The sequence below is a fragment of the Salinispora tropica CNB-440 genome (assembly GCF_000016425.1).
Taxonomy (GTDB): domain Bacteria; phylum Actinomycetota; class Actinomycetes; order Mycobacteriales; family Micromonosporaceae; genus Micromonospora; species Micromonospora tropica.
Genome location: NC_009380.1, coordinates 2,047,265 through 2,070,821, shown reverse-complemented (window position 1 = coordinate 2,070,821; position 23,557 = coordinate 2,047,265). Strand labels below are relative to the sequence as shown.

Genomic DNA, 23,557 nt, shown 5'->3' with positions numbered 1-23,557 from the left:
TAGTCGCTTCACCTGGGAACACCGAATGCGGCACAGATCACGTTCGCATCACGGCTGATCAGGCTCCACCGAGAACAGGTCACGCGCGGGAGGGACATCCGGGCCAAATGTACCATTCGCTGGCGTACGCCCCAGATGGTGCCAGGCCGCCTCGGTGGCGACCCGACCACGCGGTGTTCGGGCGAGGAGACCGGCCCGCACCAGGAACGGCTCACAGACCTCCTCCACGGTGTCCGGCTGCTCCCCCACCGCCACCGCCAACGTGGACAGGCCGACCGGACCACCCCGGAACAGATCCACGAGCGCGGTGAGCACCGCTCGGTCCAGCCGGTCCAGCCCCAACGCGTCCACGTCGTACACGGTGAGTGCCGCCTGCGCGGTCTCCCGGGTGACCACGCCGTCGGCCCGGACCTCGGCGAAATCGCGCACCCGGCGCAGCAACCGGTTCGCGATCCGGGGGGTGCCCCGCGCGCGGCCGGAGATCTCGGCCGCGCCGTCGGCGGTGATCGGCACACCGAGGATGCGGGCCGAGCGGTTGAGCAGCGTCTCCAGGTCGGCCGGGGAGTAGAAGTCCAGGTGCGCGACGAAACCGAACCGGTCCCGCATCGGGCCGGTGAGCAGCCCGGCGCGGGTGGTCGCGCCAACCAGGGTGAACGGCTCCACATCCAGCGGGATGGCTGTTGCCCCGGGGCCCTTACCCACCACCACGTCAACCCGGAAGTCCTCCATCGCGCTGTAGAGGAGTTCCTCCGCCGGCCGGGCGATCCGGTGCACCTCGTCGATGAAGAGCACATCCCCCTCACCGAGACTGGTCAGGATGGCCGCCAGGTCACCGGAACGCTCGATCGCCGGTCCGCTGGTCACCCGGATACTCGTGCCCAACTCGGCGGCGACGATATTGGCGAGGCTGGTCTTACCCAGCCCCGGCGGGCCCGACAGGAGGATGTGATCGGGCGGACTGCCTCGGCGTAGCGCGCCCTGGAGCAGCAGGTCGAGTTGATCCCGGACCCGCTCCTGCGCGATGAACTCGGCCAGCCGGCGCGGCCGGACGCTGGCCTCCACGTCCCGCTCGGCGTCGCTCACATACGCCGAGACCAGATTGTCACCCGTCATCCCAATTCCTCACCCGTGACCCGGATGCTGTCGACCCGACGCACTCCGCCCACCCGTCATCGGGTCCGACCCAGCAGCCGAATCGCCTGTCGGAGCAGGACCGGCACCGGGGGCACCGCCCCGTCCACCGTCTCCGCCACCGCGGTGACCGCCTGATCCGCCTGCGCCGCCGTCCAGCCGAGCCCGACCAGGGCCTGACGCACCTGCTCCGGCCAGGCACCGGTCGTGACGCCGGCGGCGGAGTCGGCACCGACCGGGACCGGACCGATCCGGTCCCGCAGCTCCAGTACGAGCCGCTCGGCGCCCTTCTTGCCGATGCCCGGCACCCGGGTCAACGCGGCGGTGTCGGCGTTGGCGATGGCCGCGCGGACCGCCTCCGGCGGGTGCACCGCGAGGACGGCCTGGGCCAGTCGAGGGCCGACCCCGCTGGCCGTCTGCAGGAGCTCGAACAGAGCCTTGGCGTCGTCGTCGGCGAACCCGTAGAGGGTCAGCGAATCCTCCCGGACGACCAGGCTGGTGGCGAGGCGGGCCGGCTGGCCCACCCGCAGGTCGGCGATCGTGCCCGGCGCGCACTGCACCGCCAGGCCCACCCCGCCGACCTCCAGGACGGCGTGGTCGGGACCGGTCGCGGTCACCACGCCCCGGACACTGGCGATCATCGTCCTCCTCCTCGTCGTCGTGCCCGATCGGCGGCGGTCGCCAACTTCGAGCGGGTACCACCGCGCCACACGTGGCAGATGGCCAGGGCCAGGGCATCGGCGGCGTCCGCCGGGCGGGGCGGGGCGGACAGCCGCAACAGCCGCGTCACCATCGCGGTCATCTGGGCCTTGTCGGCCTGACCGGAGCCGGTCACCGCCGCCTTCACCTCGCTCGGAGTGTAGGTCTGCACCGGAAGGCCCGCCCGCGCCCCGGCGAGAACGGCGACCCCGCTGGCCTGGGCGGTGCCCATCACCGTGCGGACATTGTGCTGGCTGAACACCCGCTCGACGGCCACGCTGTCCGGCCGGTGCTCGGCCACCAGGGCGGTGAGCGAGCGATCCAGGGTCAGCAGGCGCAGCGGCAACTCGTCATCGGGATCGGTGTGGACGACGTGGTAGGCGACCAACGTGCAGGGGCGCCCCGGCATGCCCTCGACCACGCCAACCCCGCACCGGGTCAGCCCCGGGTCAACGCCGAGCACGCGCACGCCGCCTCCTCCCCGACCAACAGCAGTACGTGTGTTCGACACCCTATCGAGATCGTCGGAGCCACAGCCGGCGGGACACGCCGGAGCCCGACGGCGGTACCGGTGCCGCCACGGTTCACCCGATGTCGACTGCGACCACACAGCACCGCCGGTGAGTATGTGTCGCTACCCCATGTGCGTCTGGCCATACAGGTCGTAGTTTCATGCGCCATGACGGCAGATCCGAGGAGGACGGCCCCCCACGTCGTACAGGTCGATCTCACCGGTCGAACCGCCCTGGTGACCGGAGGCGGCAGCGGCATCGGGCGGACGTGTGCGCGACGACTCGGCGCGGCCGGCGCCACCGTGGTGGTGGTGGACCGGGACATCGCTGCCGCCCGGACGGTCGCCGCCGACGTGGGCGGCCGGGCCGTCGGCGCCGACCTGGCGGACCCGGAGACGGTCAACCGCCTCGACACCAAGGTGGACATCGTGGTCAACAACGCCGGACTCCAGCACGTCGCCCCGATCCCGGAGTTCGCCGTGGAACGCTTCGAATACCTGCACCGGGTGATGGTCGAAGCCCCGTTCCTGGTCATCCGCCGGGCCCTGCCGCACATGTACGCCGCAGGCTGGGGACGCATCGTCAACATCTCCTCGGTGCACGGGCTGCGCGCCTCGCCGTACAAGGCGGCGTACGTCTCGGCGAAACACGCCTTGGAGGGTCTGTCCAAGGTAGTCGCGTTGGAGGGCGCCGCGCACGGGGTGACGGCCAACTGCGTCAACCCGGCGTACGTGCGCACCCCGCTGGTGCAGAGCCAGATCGCCGACCAGGCCGCCAGCCACGGCATCCCGGAGTCCGAGGTCGTCGAGAAGATCATGCTGGGCCGTGCGGCCATCAAACGGCTGCTCGAACCGGAGGAGGTGGCCGAGCTGGTGGCGTACCTGTGCTCACCACCGGCGGCGTTCATCACCGGTGCGTCCATCGCTCTCGACGGGGGGTGGACGGCGAACTAGGGGCACCGGCGCACAATGGCCGTCATGTCCTCGCCGGTGGAGTTCCTGGAACTACTCGCCCGCGAAGCCTCGGCGGTGGAGTTCGAGGGCCCGCTGTTAGCCGCGCGCACCGCCGGAGCGCCCCCGGAGCGGCTGGCCGAGCTGGAACGGGCCAAGACCGTCGCGTTGCGGGTGCGGGCGCTGCTGGAACGACGGCGACGCCGGGAAAGTGAGCTCTCCGGACTGTACGACACCGTCAGTGACCTGGCCGGGCTCCGCGATCTGGACGACGTGCTGCGGGCGATCGCGCGCCGGGCCCGAACCCTGCTCGACGCCGACGTCGCCTACATGACGCTCAACGACGACCGGCGCGGCGACACCTACATGCGGGTCACCGACGGCTCGGTGTCGGCCCGGTTCCAACAGCTGCGGCTACCGATGGGTGCCGGTCTCGGCGGCCTGGTCGCCCAGTCCGGCGCCCCGTACGTCACGGCGAACTATCCGGCGGACGACCGGTTCCACCACACCCGGGAGATCGACGCCGGAGTCGGCGAGGAGGGCCTGGTGGCCATCCTCGGAGTCCCGCTGCGGCTGGGCTCGATCTCGATCGGCGTGCTCTACGCGGCCAACCGCTCGGCGCGCCCGTTCGCCCGGGAGGAGGTGGCCCTCCTGGCCTCGCTGGCCGCGCACGCCGCCGTCGCGATCGACACCGCTCGGCTGCTCACCGAGACCCGCTCCGCGTTGGCGGAGCTGTCAGCGGCCAACGCCACCATCGGGGCACACAGCGCGTCGGTGGAGCGCGCGGCGGCGGCACACGACCGGATGACCGCGCTGGTGCTCCGGGGCGGCGGCGTGGAGGAGGTCGCCGCCGCCGTACCGGAGGTGCTGGGCGGCGCGCTACTGGCCCTGGACGCCGAGGGCCGGCTCCTGGCCCGGGTCGGCGAGATCGACGAACCGAGGCGGGCGGAGATCGTGGCAGCGGTGGCCGCGTCCCGGGCCGCGGGGCGCAGCGTACGTCGAGGCGCACTCTGGTACGCCGCCGTGGTCGCCGGCGCCGAAAACCTGGGGGCGTTGGTGCTTCGCCCGGACGACGAGTTGGTCGACGCCGACCAGCAGATCCTGGAGCGGGCCGCCCTGGTCACCGCGCTGCTGCTGTTGTTTCGGCGGATGGTCGCCGAGGCGGAGGGGCGGGTCCGCGGCGAACTCCTCGACGACCTGATCGCCGACCCACCGCGCGACACCGACGCGCTCCGCGACCGTGCCCGCCGGCTCGACGTGAACCTGGACACCGCGCAGGTACTGGTCTGTGTGCACGACGGCGCCATCGCCGCGACGGACTCTGCCCGGCAACGGACCCTCTCCTGGGCCACCACATACGCCTCCACCCGCGGCGGGCTGGCCGCGGCCCGGGACGGGAAGGTGGTGCTGCTGCTGCCCGGCCCGGATGCGGGCGGCGCCGCCCGCGCGGTGGCGCGGGACCTGTCGCGGCTAACCGGCCGTCGGGTGACCGCCGGCGGCGGTGGTCCCGCCACCGGTCCGGCCGCACTGGCAGCGACGTTCCGCGAGGCGGAGCGCTGTCTCACCGCGCTCGGTGCGCTCGGCCGGGCCGGGCAGGGCGCCAGTGCTGACGAGTTGGGCTTCGTCGGCCTGCTGCTGGGCGCGGTCGACATCGGCGGCGACCGCGACGTCTCCCGGTTCCTGACGGCCACCGTGGGGCCAGTGATCGACTACGATGCCCGCCGGGGCACCGCCCTGGTGCGGACCCTGGAGGCGTACTTCGGGGTGGGGAGCAGCCTGACCCGCGCCGCGGAGCAGCTGCACGTGCACGTCAACACGGTCACCCAACGGCTGGAGCGGGTCGGCCACCTCCTCGGCGTCGACTGGCAGCAGCCGGAGCGGGTCCTCGAGGTGCAGCTCGCGCTCCGGCTACACCGACTCCGCCGACCGTCCGGCTGAGCCGGGCCCGGTGGAGCCGGTACGTGGGTGCCCTGCGGCGGGGAGTCAGTCCCGCCGCCCCCACCGGCGCCGCGCCAATGCGGACGCGGTGCCCCAGATGCCCCGCCGGAACAGCAGCACCACCACGACAAAGATGCCGCCGGTGACCAACCCGATCGCCTCGAAGCCGGAGAAGGACAGCCAGTCCTCCAGGCGGACCACGATGCCGGCGCCGAGCACGCCACCCCAGAGGGTGCCGATGCCACCGAGGACCACCACGATCACCGCCTTGCCGGAGGTGGTCCAGTGCAGAACCTCCAGCGAGACGAAGCGGTGGCTGACGGCGAACAGCCCACCACCGAGACCGGCGACAAAGCCGGAGAGCACGAATACGGTGAGCTTGTACCGGTGCACCGGGTAACCGAGCGCACGGGCGCGCGCCGGGTTGTCCCGGATCCCGACCAGCACCCGGCCGAACGGCGAGTGGACGATCCGCCACGCGCCGGCCAGGCCGAGCAGCACGATCGGCAGGATCGCGTAGTAGAAGTAGTAGTCGTCGGTCAGGTCCAGCCCGAACAACTCCCGCGGCACCCCCTGTAGGCCGTTCTCGCCCTGGGTTACCGACCGCCACTCGTTGGCGACGTAGTAGACCAGCTGCGCGAAGGCCAGGGTGACCATGGCGAAGTAGATTCCGGTACGGCGCACCGCCAGGTAGCCGACCGGCACCGCGAGCACCGCGGCGGCGAGCGCCCCGGCCAGCACCGCGGCCGGAAACGGCAGGCCCAGGTGGATCGCCACCAGACCGGTCACATACGCCGACACGCCCCAGAAGGCCGCATGCCCGAAGGACAACAGGCCGGTGAAGCCGAGCAGCAGGTCCACCGCGACGGCGAACAGCGCCCAACAGAGGATGTCCACCGCCACCGCCGGGTACAGCCCGTTCGGTAGCCAGAGCGCCACCGCCAGGCCGGCGACGAGCAGCGCGTACCGGACCCAACCGGGGGCCCGGGCAGCCGCGGCCAGCCCACCGGGCGCACCCCGCCCGGCCGGCTCGGACCTGCTCTCCACGGTGCTCGTCATGCTGCCGCCTCCGCCCGGCCGAAGAGTCCGGCCGGGCGCCAGAGCAGCACGGCGGCCATCACGATGAAGACGATCGTCTGGGACACGATCGGGAAGGCGGAGAGGTAGGCCTCGGCCCATGCCTGCACCATCCCGATCCCGAAGCCAGCGGTGACCGAGCCGAAGATCGACCCCAGTCCGCCGATCACCACCACCGCGAACACCACGATGATGAGGTCCGCTCCCATCAGTGGGTTGACCGCACGCATCGGCGCGGCGAGCACCCCGGCCAGTCCGGCCAGCGCGATACCGAAGCCGAAGACCGGGGTGATCCAACGCCCGACGTTGATGCCGAGCGCGCGGGTCAGCTCCGGCCGTTCCGTCGCGGCGCGAACGACCATGCCGACCCGGGTACGGGCCAGCGCCCACCACACCCCAACACAGACCGCCACCGCGAAGCCGAGGATGAACACCCGGTACGTCGGGAAGTCGAAAATGCCGAGGTCGACCGAGCCGCGGAGCCCGGCGGGCGCCTCGTACGGGCTGGACTGCACCCCGTACCGGAGCTTCACCAGGTCCTGCAGGATCAACGTGAGGCCGAAGGTGAGCAGGAAGTTGTAGAGCGGGTCGAGCCGGGTGAGCCGGTGGATGAACGCCCGCTCGAGCGCCATGCCGAGCAGCGCCAAGGCCAGCGGCACGACCACCAGGGCAGCCCAGAACGGCACCCCCGCCTCGGCCAGCAGCACGTACGCCCCGAACGCACCGAGCATGTAGAACGCGCCGTGGGCGAAGTTCACCACGCGTAGCATCCCGAAGATGACCGCGAGGCCGAGCGCGAGCAGGGCGTAGAACGCCCCGCTGACCAGCCCGTTGAAGGTGCTCTGGAGAAACGCGGTCACAGCGTGCAGTCCGGGGACGGCGCTCGGAACGCCTCCTCGGCCGGGATGGTGTCGAGGATCCGCACGTAGTCCCACTCCTCGGTGACCTCGGACTGCGGCTTCACCTGGGCCAGGTAGGCGTCATGGATCACCCGGTGGTCCGCCGCCCGAATCTTGCCGTTGCGCAGGAAGACATCGTTGACCTCCTTACCCTCCAGCTCCTCGACGATCGTGTCGGCATCGTCGGTGCCGGCCGCCTGTACCGCCTCCAGGTACTGAGTGGCGGCGGAGTAGTTCGCCGCATGCGCGAACGACGGCCGGGTGCCCGTCTCCTGCTGGAACCGGTCGGCGAACTCCCGGTTCTGCTGGTCGAAGTTCCAGTACCAGGCGTCGGTGTAGGTGGTGTCGGCCAATGCCGCCGGGGTGAGCGAATGAATGTCGGTGATGAACATCAGGCCGACGGCCAGGCCCACGCCCTTGTCGCGCAACTTGAACTCGTTGTACTGCTTCACCACGTTGACCAGTTCCGCGCCGGCCTGCATCGTGCCGAGGACATCCGGCTTCGGGTCCAGTGTCGGCGCCTTGAGCAGGTAGGTGGAGAAGTCGCCGCTGGTGTTCGGGAACGGCGCCCCGTCCTTGCCGACCACCTGCCCGCCGGCCTCGGCGATAGCCGCGGAGAAGCTCTTCTCCATGTCCTGGCCGAAGGCGTAGTTCGGGTAGAGGATGTACCAGTTCCGGCCGACCTGCTCGGTGGTGGTCCGGCCCGTGCCGTTGGCCAGCATGTACGTGTCGTACGCGTAGTGGAAGGTGTATTTGTTACAGCTCTTGCCGGTGAGGTCGGTGGTCGCCGCGCTGATGTTGAAGTAGAGCTTCTGCTTCTCCTTCGCCACATCAGCGACCCGCAGTGCCGCCGACGAGGTGGGCACGTCCAGGATCAGGTCGACCCCCTGCCGGTCGTACATCTCCTGGGCCTTGCTGTTTGCCACGTCCGGCTTGTTCTGGTGGTCAGCGCTTCGCACGGTGATGTCCGTGGTGACCACCTGGTCGCCGTACCTCGCCCGGAAGTCGGCGATCGCCAGTTCCACGGCCGTGACCGAGTTTCGGCCCGACAGCTCGGAGTAGGCACCGGACTGGTCGTTCAGCACGCCCAGCACGATCGCGCCACCGGTCACCCTCTCGTCCCCATCGGACTGGGGACCCCCACCACCGCAGCCGGCGACCACGAGCGCCGTGGCCGTTGACGCCGCAACCACACCCACCGTCCTACGCATGACCATCCCTTCGTCCGCGCACCGCGCGGGATCGGTCCTGAGCTACTCAGATGCCGAGGTAAGACAGCAGTTCGCGTTCCCGCGACCGCACCTCGGAGTTCTCCATCGCCGCCGCGACGCGCCCCTCGGCCAGCAGGTAGTGCCGGTCGGCGACGCTGGTGGCGAAGCGCAGGTTCTGCTCGACCAGCAGCACCGTCACCCCGTGCCGCTTGGCTTCGTGCAGCAGGTCACCAACCTGCTGCACGAGCAGCGGCGACAGCCCCTCGGTCGGTTCGTCGCAGAGCAGCATGCGGGCGCCCATCCGCAGGACCCGGGCCAGCGCCAGCATCTGTTGCTCGCCGCCGGAGAGTGTCGTGGCGGCCGAGCCGCGCCGCTCGTACAGGGCGGGGAACGCCTCGTACACCCGCTCCAGCGACCATGGGTCCGGCCCAACGGTGGGCGGCAGGGTCAGATTCTCCGTCACGGTCAACGTGGCGTAGCTACCCCGGTCGTCGGGGACCCAGCCGAGTCCCAGCCGCGCCCGCCGGTCCGCCGACAGTTTGCCGATCTCGCTCCCGCTCAGCTCGACGGTGCCCCGCCAGCCGGCGTGCAGGCCCATGACGCACCGCAGCAGGGTCGACTTGCCGGCGCCGTTGCGGCCGACCAGGGTGACCACCTCGCCGCGACGCACGTGGAGACCGGCGTCCCGCAGCACCTGCGCCTCGCCGTACCAGGCGGAGAGGTTCTCAATGCGCAGCATCGGCCGCTCCCAGGTAGGCGGTGATCACCCGTTCGTCGGCGCGAACCTGCTCGTACGGGCCTTCGACCAGGACCCGGCCGGCCTGGAGGACGGTGACGGTGTCGGCGAGCCGCCCGACGACGCTCATGTTGTGCTCGACCAGCACCACGGTTCGACCCTGCCGGACCTGGGCGATCAGCTCGACGGTGCGGTCGACGTCCTCCAGCCCCATGCCCGCGGTCGGCTCGTCCAGCAGCAGCACCTTCGGGTCCAGGGCGAGGGCGATCGCCAGCTCCAGGGCCCGCTTGCGGCCGTACGCGAGCGCCTCGGCCGGAACCGCTGCCAGCTCAGCCAGGCCGACCAGCTCCAGCAGTTCGTCGGCCCGGTCGGTGTAGCGCCGCATCAACTTCGCCGACCGCCAGAACCGCCAGCCCAGCCCGCTCGGGCTCTGGAGCGCCAGCTCGACGTGCTCCCGGGTGGACAGTTGCGGAAAGAGGCTGGTGATCTGGAAGGAACGGGCGACTCCCCGGCGGGCGACCTGCTCCGCGGGCAGGCCGGTGATGTCGCGTCCGGCCAGTTCGATCCGGCCAGCGGTGGCCGGCAGGAAGCCGGTGAGCAGGTTGAACAGGGTCGTCTTGCCGGCACCGTTCGGGCCGACGAGCGCATGCACACTGTCGGCGGCCACCTCAAGATCAATGCCGTCGACCGCGCGGAAGCCCCGGAAGTCGCGGGTCAGCCCGTGGGCCGACAGGAGACCTTGCCCAGCCATCGCCACCCCTCTCCCCGGTCCGGCGACGGACAAAAGTGGTGACTGCGGTCACAGGTCCGTCGTGTGCAGGAAACCTACGACCATAGATCGAGGAGAGGCTATGTTGGCGAACGCTACATTCCGGCACCCGGATGCGTGGACGGACGACGCCCGGAACGCGGGTTCGGGGCCTCGTCAGCACGGACTTGGTCCAGTGGGGGGGTGAGGCAGGAGAGGTCATGCGTCGCCTCGTACATGTGCCCGGCGAGGTCGGGCAGCCTCTTCGACCGGCCACCCGACGACACCTGGTGCTATCCGGGCCATGGGGCAGGACTCGACGTTGGGACGGAAACGTCCGTCACTCGACCAGTGACGGTCGAGGGGCTGGTGGTAGCCGTCAGCCAGCGAAGTGTCACCCTGAAACAGGGTGCCGTACAGTGCAGACGATCGTCACGGCGCGCAGCCGGCGAACTCCGAGCTTGCCGGGGTACCGGTGGACGGGCCGAAGAACAGCAGGGCGCAGTCGCCGAAGAAGTCGGGATTCTCCTCGGGAATCCAGTGTCCGGAGTCAGGGGCGAGCACCGTCCGCACATCGTCGGCGACCTGCTGGAAGGATTCGGCTACGAGCGACCCGAAGACATGCTCGGCGCCCATCGCCATCACCGGTATCTCGAGCCGCTTCGACTCGGCGTGCTCCTGATAGTCGGCGGCGTCGGTCACGAATGCCCGGTAGTACTCGTAGCCGGCCGAACGCTTGTCCGGGTTCCCGTAGGCCCTGAAGTAGACATTCTGTGGAATCAGCTCAGGGCGCTGGGCCTTCTCGAAGAGCATGCCCAAATAGGTTGAGACATCATCGTTGTCCATGATGGTCTCGGGAATCGGTGCCGGCGAGGCGTTGAACAGGAAGTGCCAGCTGATGCCGTACAGGTCTTCCAGTCCGAAGCCCGGGAGCGGGCTCTCCACGACACCGATGCGGGTGACCTCCGTGGGATAGTCACGCGCATAGTTGAAGGCCACCATCGCCCCAAGGTCGTGCCCGAGCAGCGCCACCTGGGTATAGCCAAGATTGTTGACCGCCTGACGGACAAGGCGCGCCGTGGTGGCCTTGTCGTATCCGGCCGTTGTGGGGTCAGAGCCGCCGAGCCCTGGCAGATCCAGGGTAATCACCGTGTGCTGCCCGGCCAGGGCGGGGATCACCGGCTGCCACGACCACGAGGTCTGGGGCCAGCCGTGCAGCAGCACCAGCGGCGAACCAGAACCCGTCATGGTGTACCGCAACGTGCCACCGTCCACCGGGACATCACCCCGCCGGTCAGCACCGCCGCTGACTGTCGTCACGGCCGGTTCCGCCTCGGCGGCTGACACCACAGCGGTAGCGCTCGCCCCCATGCTGACCAGAAGTCCCGCGGTGACCGCGGCGGAGGCAGCGGCTCGCCGTGCGCGACCACGAGGTCGGTACGACACGAGGCCTGCAACAGCACGTAGCGCTCGCACATGCATGGACACATCACTTCCCTGGCCGGGAACCGCTCATACGGCTCGTGAGTCGTCGCTGCCCTGTGGTAGCCGTGGACCCGGCCCCGAACATCGGGCAGACCCGCTAGTTGTAGAGTCCCGCTCCACTGTGCTGTCGCAGGCGAAGGCGACGCGCACGGCCCCTGCGCGGACGCGTCGGGGCGGTCAGCCGGTCAGCGCGTCAAGCGCCCGGTCAACGTCGTCCTCACTGGAGTAGAGGTGGAACGAGACCCGGACCCGGCCGGCGCGCACCGCCGCCCGTATGCCGGCGCGCTCCAGCCTCGACTCTGCTCCCGGCACCTCGACGGTGGTGATCGCGCTGTCGCCAGGTGGCAGCGCCAGGCCGGAGCGGAACCGGTTGGCCAGCGCCACGTTGTGCGCGTGGACCGCCGGCACCCCCACGTCCAGTAGCAGTTCCAGGGCGGGAGCGGCCCCGACGTAGCTGAACCAGGCCGGGGAGATGTCGAAGCGCCGGGCGTTGTCGGCCAGGCGCAGCGGCGGGCCGTAGTAGGAGTCGTGCGGGTCGGCTCCGGCGTACCAGCAGGCGGTGTCGGGACGCATCCGGTCCCGCAGCTCGGGCGCGTAGTACGCCAGGGCCGTCCCGCGCGGCGCCATCAACCACTTGTACGCGGCGACGACGACCACGTCCGCGAGCGCGGCATCGAACGGAAGCCAACCGCACGCCTGCGTGGCGTCAACCGCCACCAGGGCGTCGTGCGCCCGGGCCGCGGCGGCGACCTCCGCGTACCGGGCGACCGCCCCGTCGGCCGACTGCACCAGGCTGAACGCGACCAGATCGGTGTCGGCGTCGATCGCGTCGGCCAGGCCCGCCAGCGGAACGGTCCGCACTCGGACGCCCCGCTGCTCCTGGACCAGCCAGGGAAACAGGTTGGAGGTGAACTCGACCTCGGGGACCACCACGGTCGCCCCCGCCGGCAGTGCGGCGGCAACCGGCGCGAGCATCTGCGATGCCGAGCTGCCGACCGTGACGTCCGAGGCACCGACGCCGACCAGGCGCGCGAAAGCGGCCCGGGTACGCGTCGTGGCCTCGTCCCAGCTCTCCCACGCCGTGCCCATGCTCCCCGTACGCCAGGCGGCGAGTGCCTCCTGCAACGCCGCCCATGCCGGGTCGGGCGGCAGCCCGTAGGAGGCGGTGTTCAGCCAGCCCCGGTGCGGCTGCCACAGCTGCTGTGCCTTCGTGATGTCCATGCCCCGACGCTAGTGACCCGACCCGTCGCAGGAGAGGACCAATCCTGCGACGGCGGACCCCGCCACCAGGGTCAGCCCACGTTGGCCGGGCCGAGGACGGTCTTCAGGTCGGCCATCAGGGCGGTCGTCGGCGCCACCCGGAACGGGCCGAGTCGCAGCCGGGTCACCTTGCTGCCGTTGAGAAGCTTGACGTGCACCTCCGCGTCGCCGGGGTGCAGCACCAGGGTCTCCTTGAGCCGCTCCACCAACGGCGGCGTGCAGCGGGTGACCGGGATGGTGAGCGTGACCGGCTTGTTCGCCGAATTGCTGCTGACATCCGGAATCGACATGTCCATGGCCATGATCCGCGGCGTGTCGTCCCGGCGGTCGACCCGCCCCTTGACCACCACGATCGCGTCCTCGGCAATGTACTCCCCGATCACCTCGTAGGTGTTGGGGAAGAACAGCGTCTCCACCCCGCCGGCCAGGTCCTCAAGCGTCGCCGACGCCCACGCCCGGCCCTGCTTGGTGACCCGGCGCTGCACTCCGGAGAGGATGCCCGCGAGGGTCACCACCGTCCCGTCCGGAACCGTTCCTTCCTCGGAGAGGGCCGCGATGGTGGTGTCGGCCGCCGCACCGAGCACATGCTCCAGGCCGAACAGCGGATGGTCGGAGACGTAGAGGCCGAGCATCTCGCGCTCGAAGGCGAGCTTCTCCCGCTTGTCCCACTCCCCCTCGGCGATGACCGGCATCACCGTGGTGCTCTGTCCGGCGTCGCTGTCGGCGAATCCGGCGCCGAAGAGGTCGTACTGGCCAACGGCCTCCTTGCGCTTGACGTCGGCGTACGCGTCGATGGCGTCGGCGTGCACCGCGAGCAGGCCCCGGCGGGAATGGTCGAGCGAGTCGAACGCCCCCGCCTTGATCAGGGATTCGATGGTCTTCTTGTTGCAGACGACCGCTTCCACCTTGGACAGGAAGTCGTAGAAGTCGGTGTAGGCGCCCTTCTCCCCCCGGCACCGCATGATCGCGCTGACCACGTTCGCGCCGACGTTGCGAATCGCGGCCAGACCGAACCGGATGTCCCGGCCGACCGGGGTGAACGGCCCGGCCGAGGTGTTCACATCCGGCGGGAGCACCTGGATGCCCATCCGGCGGCACTCCGACAGGTAGAGCGCCATCTTGTCCTTGTCGTCGCCCACCGAGGTGAGCAACGCCGCCATGTACTCGGCCGGATAGTTCGCCTTGAGGTAGCCGGTCCAGTACGACACCAGGCCGTACCCGGCGGTGTGGGCCTTGTTGAAGGCGTAGTCGGCGAAGGGGACGAGGATGTCCCACAGGGTCTGGATGGCCTCGTCGGAGTAGTCGTTGGCGCGCATTCCGTCGCGGAACGGCACGAACTCCTTGTCGAGAACCTCCTTCTTCTTCTTGCCCATCGCCCGGCGCAGCAGGTCGGCCTTGCCGAGGCTGTAGCCGGCGAGGACCTGGGCGGCGCGCTGCACCTGCTCCTGGTAGACGATCAGGCCGTAGGTGGGGCCGAGGATCTCCTCCAGCGGCTCGGCCAGCTCCGGGTGGATCGGAGTGATCTCCTGGAGGCCGTTCTTGCGCAGCGCGTAGTTGGTGTGTGAGTTGGCGCCCATCGGGCCCGGCCGGTACAGCGCCAGGACCGCGGAGATGTCCTCGAAGTTGTCCGGCTTCATCGTCCGCAGCAGCGACCGCATCGGCCCGCCGTCGAGCTGGAACACGCCCAGGGTGTCGCCCCGGGACAGCAGCTCGTAGGTCGCCGTGTCGTCCAGCGGCAGCTGGAGCAGGTCGACCGTGCGCCCGTGGTTACTCTCGATGTTCTTCAGCGCGTCGTCGATGATGGTCAGGTTGCGCAGGCCGAGGAAGTCCATCTTCAGCAGCCCGAGCGACTCGCAGGTCGGGTAGTCGAACTGCGTGATGATCGCCCCGTCGGCGTCCCGACGCATCAACGGGATGTGGTCGACGATCGGCTCGGCGGACATGATGACCCCGGCGGCGTGCACCCCCGTCTGCCGGATCAGCCCCTCGATCCCGCGCGCCGTGTCGATGACCTTCTTGACATCCGGGTCGGACTCGTAGAGACCCCGAATCTCGCCGGCCTCCGCGTACCGGGAGTGCTGCGGGTCGAAGATGCCGGTCAGTGGGATGTCCTTGCCCATCACCGCCGGCGGCATCGCCTTGGTGATCCGGTCACCGACCGCGTACGGGTAGCCGAGCACCCGCGCCGAGTCCTTGATCGCGGCCTTCGCCTTGATCGTGCCGAAGGTCGCGATCTGGGCGACCTTGTCCTCGCCCCACTTCTCCGTGACGTACTTGATCACTTCACCGCGCCGACGCTCGTCGAAGTCGATGTCGACATCCGGCATCGAGACCCGCTCGGGGTTGAGGAACCGCTCGAAGATGAGGCCGTGCGGCAACGGATCCAGGTCGGTGATACCGAGGGCGTACGCGACGAGTGAACCGGCGGCCGAGCCGCGGCCCGGGCCCACGGCGATCCCCTCGCCCTTGGCCCACTGGATGAAGTCGGCCACCACGAGGAAGTAGGACGGGAACCCCATCTGGATGATGACGCCCAGCTCATACTCGGCCTGCTTGAGGTGGGTCTCCGGGACGCCGTTCGGGAAGCGGCGGGCGAGCCCCTTGAACGTCTCCTTGCGGAACCAGGACTCGTCGGTCTCCCCCTCCGGCACCGGGAAACGCGGCATCAGGTTCCGGAAGTCGAACATCCCGGCCGGGTCGACCATCTCCGCGACCAGCAGGGTGTTCCGGCAGCCCGCGCGCCACAGCTCGGAGGAGTCGACGCCGCGCATCTCGTCGGCGGACTTGATGTAGTAGCCGCTGCCGTCGAACCGGAACCGGTTCGGATCGGCGACGTTCGCCGCGGTCTGCACGCAGAGCAGCACGTCGTGTGCCTCGGACTGCGCCTGGTAGGTGTAGTGCGAGTCGTTGGTCACCACCGGCGGGATATCCAGCTTGTGGGAGATCTCCGCCAGCTCCTGACGAACCCGGCGTTCGATGTCGATGCCGTGGTCCATCACCTCCAGGAAGAAGTTCTCCTTACCGAAGATGTCCTGGTATTTCGCGGCGGCCTTCAGCGCCTCGTCGTACTGGTCCAGCCGTAGCCGGGTCTGCACCTCACCGGAGGGACAGCCGGTGGTGGCGATCAACCCCTCGGAGTGCTCAGCGAGGAGCTCCGTGTCCATCCGTGGCCACTTGACGAAGAACCCCTCGGTGAACGACCGGCTGGTCAGCTTGAACAGGTTGTGCAGCCCCACCTTGTTCTTCGCCCAGATGGTCATGTGGGTGTACCCACCGCTGCCGGAGACGTCGTCGCTCTTCTGCTCCGGCCGCCCCCAACGCACCCGCTTCTTGTGGAACCGCGACTCCGGCGCGACGTACGCCTCGATCCCCAGGATCGGCTTGACGCCAGCGGCCATGGCCTGTTTGTAGAAGTCGTTCGCGCCGTGCATGTTGCCGTGGTCGGTCATCGCCACGGCCGGCATCCCCTGCCGGTTGACCTCGGCGAACAAGTCCTTCAACCGGGCCGCGCCGTCGAGCATCGAATACTCTGTGTGCACGTGCAGATGCGCGAACGAATCGCCCATGCGTGGGCCCCCCGGGTCGCTTCATGGGTGGTGAGAAGATCGGTCGGCCCACCCTATCCCCGGCCGCCGACACACCTCCAGCGAGCCGCGCGGGGAGCCCGGCAGCGGCACCGGGCCCGTGCCGGAGGCAGCACCGGTCCGGCGAGATGACATCCTCGACCGATGGACACCGCGGCGGGAACGCACTGGCGGCGGCCCGGGCCGACCCCGGAGCAGCAGCGGCGGGACCTCCTCGTGGGGCTGGCCGTGACCGTGCTGGCCGTAACCAGCCTCACTCTCATCCGCGGCACGGGTCTGTTCCTGCTCGGCCCGCCACCGTCGTTCGCCGAACAGCTGCTCTGGGCCGTCGCGGTGGGCCTACCGCTGATCTGGCGGCGACGCTTCCCCGTGGCGACGACGCTGGTCATCTCGGTCGCGTTCGTCGCGGCACAAGCCCGCTCCGCACCGGAGACGCGGGTCACCACGGGGGTGCTGTTCACGGCCATCTACACCCTCGGCGCCTGGGGACCGGACCGCCGCCTGGCCCGTCGGATTCGGATCGGCGTGATCGCCGCCATGTTCGGTTGGATCGGTTTCTGGTACTCGGTCAATCTGGGCAGCGTGCTGGCGGACCCGCCCCCCGACGCGTTCGCCGACGCCGTGGGACCGATCCCCCCGCTGATCGCCGCGGTGCTCAGCGACATGCTCCTCAACATCCTGTTCTTCGGGTTCGCCTACTTCTTCGGAGAGATCGCCTGGCTGGCCGCCCGACGCGAGCACGAACTCCAGGCGCAGGCCGACGAGCTACGCCGGTCACAGGCCGAGGTCAGGGCACACGCGGTGGTCGGGGAGCGGGTTCGGATCGCCCGGGAACTGCATGACGTCGTCGCCCACCACGTCTCGGTGATGGGGGTGCAGGCTGCCGCCTGCCGCCGGGTCCTCGACCGGGATCCGGCCAAGGCCCGCACCGCCCTGGCGGCGGTCGAAGAGTCGGCCCGCACGGCGGTGGACGAGCTCCGCCGGATGCTCGGCGTCCTGCGGGCCCGCGACCACGAGCCGGGCACCGTCGACTCGCCCGCCGGAATCAGCCGGGTCACCACAGTGGTCGAGCGGGCACGCGAGACCGGGCTACGCGCCACGCTGGGGGTGTACGGCGACCCGGTGCCGATCTCAGACTCGATCTCCCAGGCGGCGTACCGGACCGTGCAGGAAGCCGTGACGAACACGCTCAAACACGCCGGCGCGGCGACCATCCTGGATGTCCGGATCCGCTATCTGACGCACGAGGTGGAGGTGGACGTGACCGACGACGGACGAAGCAGCAGCACGATGAATGCGGACGGGGTGGGCCTGGTCGGCATGCGCGAGCGGGTCGCCGCCCATGGCGGCACGCTGGAGGTCGGCCCCCGCGCCGCCGGCGGCTGGCGGGTGCGGGCCCGCTTCCCGCTACCGCTGACCGAGCGGCAGGCGGCGTGACCGCCGAGCCGGCGACCAGCCCGGCCATCCGGATCCTGCTCGCCGACGACCACCACCTCGTGCGTACCGGGTTCCGGGTCATCCTCGAGGTGGAGAGCGACATGCACGTCGTCGGGGAGGCCGCGGACGGCGAACGGGCGGTGAGCATGGCCGGGGCACTCCGCCCAGACGTGGTCCTGATGGACGTGGAGATGCCCCGGGTCGACGGGCTGGAGGCCACCCGACGGATCGTCGCGGACGCGGACCGATCGAACGGACCGGCGGTGTTGATCCTCACCACCTTCGACCGGGATGACTATCTGTTCGCCGCGCTTCGCGCCGGAGCAAGCGGATTCCTGCTGAAGAACGGCACGCCGGAGGCGCTCGTGGCGGCGATCCGGGTGGTCGCTCGAGGCGAGGGTCTCATCGCCCCCGAACTCACCCGGCGAGTGATCGCCGCCTTCGCCAGGCCGGGGGGCGAACCCACGACGACGGCCGTGGCGCTGTCGGACCTCACGCCGCGGGAGCACGAGGTGCTGGTGCTGGTCGCCTCGGGCGCGAGCAACGCCGAAATCGCGGCCAACCTACGCCTCGGCGAAGCGACCGTGAAGACCCATGTCAGTCGGGTACTGGCCAAACTCGGCCTACGTGACCGGGTGCAGGCAGTCGTCTTCGCGTACGAACACGGGGTGGTGCGGCCAGGCGGGTGACCGCCTCCGTCGCGGGGTGGAGCCGACTGTCCACCCGCAGGCGGACGGAGCGGGACGCAAGGTGATCTAGCGTTGCCAGCGTGACGAACATGCTCCGACTCGACGGCGTCGACCGCAGCTTCGGTGGCCGCCGTGTGCTCCAGAATGTGTCCTTCGACGCGGAAGCCGGTCGGATGACCGGCTTCGTTGGCGGCAACGGTGCCGGCAAGACCACCACGATGCGCATCATCCTCGGCGTACTCGCCGCCGACGCCGGCCAGGTGACCTGGCGGGGGGCGCCACTGACCCGGGCGGCCCGTCGGCGCTTCGGGTATATGCCGGAGGAACGCGGCCTGTACCCGAAGATGGCGGTCCGGGAACAGCTCATCTACCTGGCCCGGTTGCACGGAGTGACCGCGCCGGCGGCGGTGCGCAGCACCGATACGTTGTTGGAGCGGGTCGGTCTCGCCGACCGCGGCCACGACCTGCTGGAGAAACTGTCGCTGGGCAACCAGCAACGTGCCCAGATCGTCGCCGCGCTGGTGTCCGACCCCGAGGTGCTGGTGCTCGACGAGCCCTTCTCCGGCCTCGACCCACTGGCCGTGGACACGGTCGTCGACGTGCTGAAGGAACGGGCCACCCAGGGGGTACCGGTGCTCTTCTCCAGTCACCAGTTGGACGTGGTGGAGCGGCTCTGCGACGACCTGGTGATCATCAGCGCGGGGACGATCCGCGCCGCCGGCAGCCGAACGCAGCTGCGGGCCACCTACACCGCGCCCCGCTACGAACTGGTGGTCGACAACGACGCCGGCTGGCTACGCGACCACCCGGGCGTGACCCTGGTCGAGCTCGAGGGCGCCCGCGCCGTGTTCGAACTGTCCCGGGGGGCGGATGAGCAGCCGGTACTCCACGCCGCGCTCGCCCGTGGGCCCGTCCGCGGGTTCCGACCTGTCGTCCCGTCGCTGGCCGAGATCTTCCGGGAGGTCGCCCTGTGAACACCCTCGCCGCCACCCAGTTGGTCGCGGCCCGTGAAGTCCGGGCCAAACTGCGCGACCGCACCTTTCTCCTCAGTACGCTGATCTTCCTGCTCATCGCCGCCGCCGCGACGACGCTGCCGTCGCTGCTCTCCGACGGCCCAGCCACGGTGGCCGCCACCCCGGAAGTCTCGGCCGAACTGCGCGCCGCCGGACTCGAGGTCCGCGAGGTGCCCGACGACGCCGCCGCCGAACGGGCGGTTCGGGACGGCGACACCGACGCGGCGGTGGTCGCCGGGCCAACGGTGCTCGCGCGAGACGAGGCTCCCGCCGACGTCGTGGCGGCGCTCAGCGTTGAACCACCGGTACGGTTGCTGAACCCCGCCCCGGAGGAACCACCGGGGGCCGTCCTGGTGCCGTTCGTCTTCGCGTTCGTCTTCCTCCTCACGTCCCAGACCTTCGGCGTACAGATCGCGCAGAGCATCATCGAGGAGAAACAGACCCGGATCGTCGAGATCCTGGTGGCCGCCGTGTCGGTACGAGCCCTGCTCGCCGGCAAGATGATCGCCGGCACCGTGCTGGCCCTGGGACAGATTGCGCTGGTGGCGCTCGTCGCGGTCGTGGGGTTGCGGCTCTTCGGTGACAGCGAGCTGCTGAACCTACTCGGGCCGGCGATCGGCTGGTTCCTGCCGTACTTCCTGCTCGGCTTCGTCCTGATCGCCGCGCTGTGGGCGGCGGCGGGAGCCTTGGTCAGCCGACTGGAAGACATCGGCACGGTGGCCATGCCGGTCCAGTTGGTGGTGATGCTCCCGTTCTTCGGGGTGATCTTCCTCAGCGACAACGCGTTCGCCATGCAGGTGCTGTCCTACGTGCCGTTCTCGGCGCCCACCGCGATGCCGCTCCGGCTGTTCACCGGGGACGCCGCCGGCTGGGAACCTCCGCTGTCCCTGGCCCTGCTGCTGATCACCGCGCTCGCCGTCCTGGCCGCTGGTGCCCGGGTGTACGAGGGGTCTCTGCTGCGGACCAACGGCAACACCTCGCTCCGGACAGCCTGGCGGGAACGAGAGACGGTGGACTGAATCCTGCCCCGATGCTGCCTTCAGCACGCCGCACGGGGGGCCCGGCCAGGCGGAGTCGGGGCCGGGCTCCCCGGGGCTGCCACCACCTCCGGGCCGGCACATCAGGGCGCGAACACCTCGGCGGGCAGTTCCACCGGGACCACCGTCGCGTCGATGTCGGCCCGCAGGGCGGCGATTCGCCGGACTAGCTCGGCGACCACCTCGTCGAAGGGCACCTGTGCCGTGACACCGGTCGCCCGGTCTCGTACCTCGGCCGCGCCGTTGGCGACGCTCCGCCGGCCGATGGTGACCCGCAGGGGCAGACCGATCACGTCCGCGTCGGCGAACTTGACGCCGGCCCGCTCGTCCCGGTCGTCGAACAGCACCTCCACTCCGGCTGCCCAGAGCTCGTCGTAGACCCGCCGGGCCAGCTCACCGGCCGCGGACGCCAGGTCGTCGAGGAGGGTGAGGTGTACCTGGTACGGCGCGATGGTGACCGGGAGCCGCAGCCCCCGCTCGTCTCGGTGCTCCTCCGCGAGGCAGGCGAGCAACCGCCCCACGCCGATGCCGTAGCAGCCCATGGTCAACGGCTTACGCTGGCCGTCAGCATCGAGGTACTCCGCGCCGAGGGCGGTCGAGTAGCGGGTACCAAGCTTGAAGATCTGCCCTACTTCGACCCCGCGGGCGGTACGCAGTTCGCTACCGCACTCCGCACAGGCGTCACCGGCGCGGGCGGCGGTGATGTCGCCGGTGTGATCGGCGACAAAGTCCCGCCCCACGTTGACGTTGCGCAGGTGCATGCCCTCCCGGTTGGCGCCCGCGACCAGGTTCGTGGACGCGGCGACCAACTCGTCGACGACGACGGTCACGCCCGTCACGCCGACCGGCGAGCCGTAACCGGCCACCGCGCCGATCTTGGAGATCTCCTCCACCGTCATCGGACGCAGCTCCGCCGCCTGTACCAGGTTGCCGATCTTGGTCTCGTTCGCCTCCATGTCGCCCCGGACGACCGCCAGGATGAACTCGGTGTCAACCGTCTGATCGCGGTCCTCCCGCGACGCGGCCAGGAAGATCGCCTTGGCGGTCTCGGCTGCCGGCACACCCAGCGCCGCTGTCAGCGCCTCGATGGTGGTGGCACCCGGGGTGGCGATCTCCGCCAGCTCGGCCCACGGCGCGGTGGACGGCGCCGGCTTGCCGAAGGTGGCGGCCTCCCGGTTGGCGGCGAAGCCACAGGAATCACAGATCAGCAGCGTGTCCTCGCCGATCGGGGTGAGGTACACGAACTCGTGGGCCAGGCTGCCACCCATCATGCCCACGTCGGACAGGACCGCCGCGACCGGCAGCCCACAACGCCGGAAGATGGTGAGGTACGCCTGGTACTGCGCCCGGTACCGGGCCGCCAGACCCGCTGCGTCCACGTCGAAGCTGTACGCGTCCTTCATGACGAACTCACGTACCCGGATCAGGCCGGCCCGCGGACGCGGGTCGTCCCGGAACTTCGTCTGGAGCTGGAACACCATCCGGGGCAGGTGGCGGTAGGACTCGATCTCCGACCGGCCGAGGAACGTGACCAACTCCTCGTGGGTCATCGCCAGGACCAGGTCCCGTCCGCGACGATCCCGGAATCGAGCCAGCTCCGGGCCGATCGTGAAGTATCGGCCGGTCTGCTTCCACAGCTCCGCCGGATTCACCACCGGCATCGAGACCTCCTGTCCCCCGACGCGCTCCAGCTCCGCGCGCAGCACGGCCTCGATCTTGCGAATCGTGCGCCAACCGAGCGGAAGGTAGGCGAAGATGCCCTGCCCAACCTGCCGCAGCATGGCGGCCCGCTGAAGCAGCTGGTGTCCCTCGGACTCGGAACGTCCCGGTGCGGTGTGCAGGGTGGCACCGAACATGGTCGACATTTTCATGGGAGGCCCTCACAGTTTCCGGATGGCGCTTCTCAGGGAGTACGGAGTGACCGGGACCTATGCGGTGAATGGCCCCGGACTACGAGTGTGGAAAGGCACCGAAGGGCGCTCGGCGCGAAGCGGCCGAGCCGCCGGAGGGGTTGCCGGCGCGAACACCAGCCAACGACGGAGCGTCGCTCAGCGGGGCGCCGGCGAGGGAGGTCGGGGCGCTGGCGGGCAGGACGGCACGAAGAGCACCGGGCTCAGCCCGCTCTGCGCGATGCCGCTCATCAACGCCCACCCTCCACATCAACCGCTGCGACTATAACGGACTACTCCCCCGAACACCCGCGGGAATCAGCTCACCCACCCCGCGAACGCCCGGTAGAAGAGACCGACCCGGCCATCGGCGGATTCCACCGAGGACCGGGTCGGAGAGCGTCGGGTCGCCCCGACGACTGGTCAGCCGAGCTTCGCGAGCAGCTCGTCGGAGGCGTCGAAGTTCGCGAAGACGTTCTGCACGTCGTCGCAGTCCTCCAGCACATCGATCAGCTTGAGAATCTTCCGAGCGCCCTCCTCGTCCACCGGGACGCTGACGCTCGGGACCAGCGAGGACTCCGCCGACTCGTACTCGATGCCGGCGTCCTGCAAGGCGGTACGCACCGCGACCAGGTCGCCCGGCTCGGAGAGCACCTCGAACGCCTCACCCAGGTCGTTGACCTCCTCCGCACCCGCGTCCAGGACGGCCAGCATCACGTCGTCCTCGGTGGTGCCGGCCTTGGCCACGATCACCACGCCCTTGCGGCTGAACAGGTACGACACCGATCCGGCATCGGCGAACGAGCCGCCGTTGCGGGTCAGGGCGGTCCGCACCTCAGTGGCAGCACGATTACGGTTGTCGGTCAGACACTCGATCAACAGCGCGACCCCGTTGGGCCCATAGCCCTCGTACATAACCGTCTGGTAGTCCGCGCCACCGGACTCGAGACCGGAGCCACGCTTGACCGCACGGTCGATGTTGTCGTTGGGGACCGAGTTCTTCTTGGCCTTCTGGATCGCGTCGTAGAGCGTCGGGTTGCCAGCCGGATCACCGCCGCCGGTACGCGCCGCGACCTCGACGTTCTTGATCAGCTTGGCGAACATCTTGCCGCGCTTGGCGTCGATGACCGCCTTCTTGTGCTTGGTCGTCGCCCACTTTGAGTGGCCGGACATCAGCTACCTCCGTTGCTACCCGCCGTCTGCATCGACCGCACCGCACTCGCCCGCTCCCGCCGGCGTACGCGGAGAGTGCCGGTCGGCTC

19 protein-coding genes and 1 pseudogene are annotated in these 23,557 nt (G+C 69.9%); 7 read left to right on the top strand and 13 right to left on the bottom strand.

What is annotated here, in order from left to right:
* Positions 1-48 precede the first annotated feature (48 nt).
* From ruvB to ruvC, 3 genes are read right to left on the bottom strand one after another with little or no spacing between them, the layout of a single operon-like run.
* On the bottom strand, positions 49-1,113 hold the full coding sequence (ruvB, locus tag STROP_RS09125; protein ID WP_011905704.1) for a Holliday junction branch migration DNA helicase RuvB: 1,065 nt from the start codon (positions 1,111-1,113) through the stop codon (positions 49-51).
* Between the two features lie 56 nt (positions 1,114-1,169).
* Complete coding sequence (gene ruvA / locus STROP_RS09120; RefSeq protein WP_011905703.1) at positions 1,170-1,772, bottom strand: Holliday junction branch migration protein RuvA; 603 nt, start codon at positions 1,770-1,772, stop codon at positions 1,170-1,172.
* A complete protein-coding gene (gene ruvC, locus STROP_RS09115; protein ID WP_018830340.1) occupies positions 1,769-2,299 on the bottom strand; it encodes a crossover junction endodeoxyribonuclease RuvC in 531 nt (176 codons plus the stop codon). The genes ruvA and ruvC overlap by 4 nt, the downstream gene beginning before the upstream one ends.
* 210 nt (positions 2,300-2,509) lie before the next feature.
* Here ruvC and STROP_RS09110 point away from each other — a divergent pair, with 210 nt between their 5' ends.
* On the top strand, positions 2,510-3,295 hold the full coding sequence (locus tag STROP_RS09110; protein WP_011905701.1) for a 3-hydroxybutyrate dehydrogenase: 786 nt from the start codon (positions 2,510-2,512) through the stop codon (positions 3,293-3,295).
* Positions 3,296-3,310: 15 nt separating this feature from the next.
* Complete coding sequence (locus STROP_RS09105; protein WP_011905700.1) at positions 3,311-5,230, top strand: helix-turn-helix domain-containing protein; 1,920 nt, start codon at positions 3,311-3,313, stop codon at positions 5,228-5,230.
* A 45-nt stretch (positions 5,231-5,275) separates the two neighbouring features.
* Here STROP_RS09105 and STROP_RS09100 read toward each other — a convergent pair whose 3' ends face one another.
* Genes STROP_RS09100 through STROP_RS09080 form a run of 5 tightly spaced genes read right to left on the bottom strand, consistent with a single transcriptional unit; the run spans position 5,276 to position 9,904 of the window.
* Positions 5,276-6,289 carry a branched-chain amino acid ABC transporter permease gene (locus tag STROP_RS09100; RefSeq protein WP_011905699.1) on the bottom strand — a complete coding sequence of 338 codons (1,014 nt, stop codon included), beginning with the start codon at positions 6,287-6,289 and terminating at the stop codon, positions 5,276-5,278.
* The gene (locus STROP_RS09095) at positions 6,286-7,167 is read right to left on the bottom strand and encodes a branched-chain amino acid ABC transporter permease (protein ID WP_011905698.1); all 882 of its coding nucleotides are present in this window, start codon (positions 7,165-7,167) and stop codon (positions 6,286-6,288) included. The genes STROP_RS09100 and STROP_RS09095 overlap by 4 nt, the downstream gene beginning before the upstream one ends.
* Positions 7,164-8,423 carry an ABC transporter substrate-binding protein gene (locus STROP_RS09090; protein ID WP_018830341.1) on the bottom strand — a complete coding sequence of 420 codons (1,260 nt, stop codon included), beginning with the start codon at positions 8,421-8,423 and terminating at the stop codon, positions 7,164-7,166. Before STROP_RS09090 ends, STROP_RS09095 begins: the two co-directional genes overlap by 4 nt.
* 40 nt (positions 8,424-8,463) lie before the next feature.
* Positions 8,464-9,156 (bottom strand): ABC transporter ATP-binding protein, encoded by a 693-nt coding sequence (locus STROP_RS09085; protein ID WP_011905696.1) that lies wholly within the window; start codon positions 9,154-9,156, stop codon positions 8,464-8,466.
* Positions 9,143-9,904, bottom strand: a complete 762-nt coding sequence (locus STROP_RS09080) for an ABC transporter ATP-binding protein (protein WP_011905695.1) — start codon at positions 9,902-9,904, stop codon at positions 9,143-9,145. The genes STROP_RS09085 and STROP_RS09080 overlap by 14 nt, the downstream gene beginning before the upstream one ends.
* 258 nt (positions 9,905-10,162) lie before the next feature.
* Between STROP_RS09080 and STROP_RS26155 the strand changes: the two are divergent.
* Positions 10,163-10,256 (top strand): annotated as a pseudogene (locus tag STROP_RS26155) (MBL fold metallo-hydrolase); the annotation flags it as partial.
* A 77-nt stretch (positions 10,257-10,333) separates the two neighbouring features.
* Here the strand turns inward: STROP_RS26155 and STROP_RS09075 are convergent.
* From STROP_RS09075 to dnaE, 3 genes are all read right to left on the bottom strand, one after another.
* Positions 10,334-11,125 (bottom strand): alpha/beta fold hydrolase, encoded by a 792-nt coding sequence (locus STROP_RS09075; RefSeq protein WP_230582358.1) that lies wholly within the window; start codon positions 11,123-11,125, stop codon positions 10,334-10,336.
* Between the two features lie 438 nt (positions 11,126-11,563).
* Positions 11,564-12,607 (bottom strand): aminotransferase class V-fold PLP-dependent enzyme, encoded by a 1,044-nt coding sequence (locus STROP_RS09070; protein WP_011905693.1) that lies wholly within the window; start codon positions 12,605-12,607, stop codon positions 11,564-11,566.
* Between the two features lie 71 nt (positions 12,608-12,678).
* The gene (gene dnaE, locus STROP_RS09065) at positions 12,679-16,212 is read right to left on the bottom strand and encodes a DNA polymerase III subunit alpha (protein WP_011905692.1); all 3,534 of its coding nucleotides are present in this window, start codon (positions 16,210-16,212) and stop codon (positions 12,679-12,681) included.
* 162 nt (positions 16,213-16,374) lie between these two features.
* Here dnaE and STROP_RS09060 point away from each other — a divergent pair, with 162 nt between their 5' ends.
* The 4 genes from STROP_RS09060 (at position 16,375) to STROP_RS09045 (ending at position 20,388) form a co-directional block, all read left to right on the top strand.
* Entirely contained in the window at positions 16,375-17,667 is a 1,293-nt protein-coding gene (locus STROP_RS09060; protein WP_018830345.1) for a sensor histidine kinase, read from the top strand.
* Entirely contained in the window at positions 17,664-18,356 is a 693-nt protein-coding gene (locus STROP_RS09055; RefSeq protein ID WP_011905690.1) for a response regulator, read from the top strand. The genes STROP_RS09060 and STROP_RS09055 overlap by 4 nt, the downstream gene beginning before the upstream one ends.
* A gap of 89 nt (positions 18,357-18,445) precedes the next feature.
* Positions 18,446-19,330: an ABC transporter ATP-binding protein gene (locus tag STROP_RS09050; protein ID WP_011905689.1), complete on the top strand. Its 885-nt coding sequence runs from the start codon at positions 18,446-18,448 to the stop codon at positions 19,328-19,330.
* On the top strand, positions 19,327-20,388 hold the full coding sequence (locus STROP_RS09045; RefSeq protein WP_011905688.1) for an ABC transporter permease: 1,062 nt from the start codon (positions 19,327-19,329) through the stop codon (positions 20,386-20,388). The genes STROP_RS09050 and STROP_RS09045 overlap by 4 nt, the downstream gene beginning before the upstream one ends.
* 101 nt (positions 20,389-20,489) lie before the next feature.
* Here the strand turns inward: STROP_RS09045 and STROP_RS09040 are convergent, their stop codons facing one another.
* Positions 20,490-22,271 (bottom strand): proline--tRNA ligase, encoded by a 1,782-nt coding sequence (locus STROP_RS09040; RefSeq protein ID WP_028567557.1) that lies wholly within the window; start codon positions 22,269-22,271, stop codon positions 20,490-20,492.
* A gap of 447 nt (positions 22,272-22,718) precedes the next feature.
* Positions 22,719-23,468, bottom strand: a complete 750-nt coding sequence (locus tag STROP_RS09035) for a YebC/PmpR family DNA-binding transcriptional regulator (RefSeq protein ID WP_011905686.1) — start codon at positions 23,466-23,468, stop codon at positions 22,719-22,721.
* Positions 23,469-23,557: the final 89 nt, after the last annotated feature.

Bases quoted from the DNA above. Each gene is read 5' to 3' on its own strand.
- ruvB (WP_011905704.1), bottom strand. From the start codon at position 1,113: ATGACGGGTGACAATCTGGTCTCGGCGTATGTGAGCGACGCCGAGCGG.
- ruvA (WP_011905703.1), bottom strand. From the start codon at position 1,772: ATGATCGCCAGTGTCCGGGGCGTGGTGACCGCGACCGGTCCCGACCAC.
- STROP_RS09110 (WP_011905701.1), top strand. From the start codon at position 2,510: ATGACGGCAGATCCGAGGAGGACGGCCCCCCACGTCGTACAGGTCGAT.
- STROP_RS09105 (WP_011905700.1), top strand. From the start codon at position 3,311: ATGGCCGTCATGTCCTCGCCGGTGGAGTTCCTGGAACTACTCGCCCGC.
- STROP_RS09100 (WP_011905699.1), bottom strand. From the start codon at position 6,289: ATGACGAGCACCGTGGAGAGCAGGTCCGAGCCGGCCGGGCGGGGTGCG.
- STROP_RS09090 (WP_018830341.1), bottom strand. From the start codon at position 8,423: ATGGTCATGCGTAGGACGGTGGGTGTGGTTGCGGCGTCAACGGCCACG.
- STROP_RS09085 (WP_011905696.1), bottom strand. From the start codon at position 9,156: ATGCTGCGCATTGAGAACCTCTCCGCCTGGTACGGCGAGGCGCAGGTG.
- STROP_RS09080 (WP_011905695.1), bottom strand. From the start codon at position 9,904: ATGGCTGGGCAAGGTCTCCTGTCGGCCCACGGGCTGACCCGCGACTTC.
- STROP_RS09070 (WP_011905693.1), bottom strand. From the start codon at position 12,607: ATGGACATCACGAAGGCACAGCAGCTGTGGCAGCCGCACCGGGGCTGG.
- dnaE (WP_011905692.1), bottom strand. From the start codon at position 16,212: ATGGGCGATTCGTTCGCGCATCTGCACGTGCACACAGAGTATTCGATG.
- STROP_RS09060 (WP_018830345.1), top strand. From the start codon at position 16,375: ATGGACACCGCGGCGGGAACGCACTGGCGGCGGCCCGGGCCGACCCCG.
- STROP_RS09050 (WP_011905689.1), top strand. From the start codon at position 18,446: ATGCTCCGACTCGACGGCGTCGACCGCAGCTTCGGTGGCCGCCGTGTG.
- STROP_RS09040 (WP_028567557.1), bottom strand. From the start codon at position 22,271: ATGTCGACCATGTTCGGTGCCACCCTGCACACCGCACCGGGACGTTCC.
- STROP_RS09035 (WP_011905686.1), bottom strand. From the start codon at position 23,468: ATGTCCGGCCACTCAAAGTGGGCGACGACCAAGCACAAGAAGGCGGTC.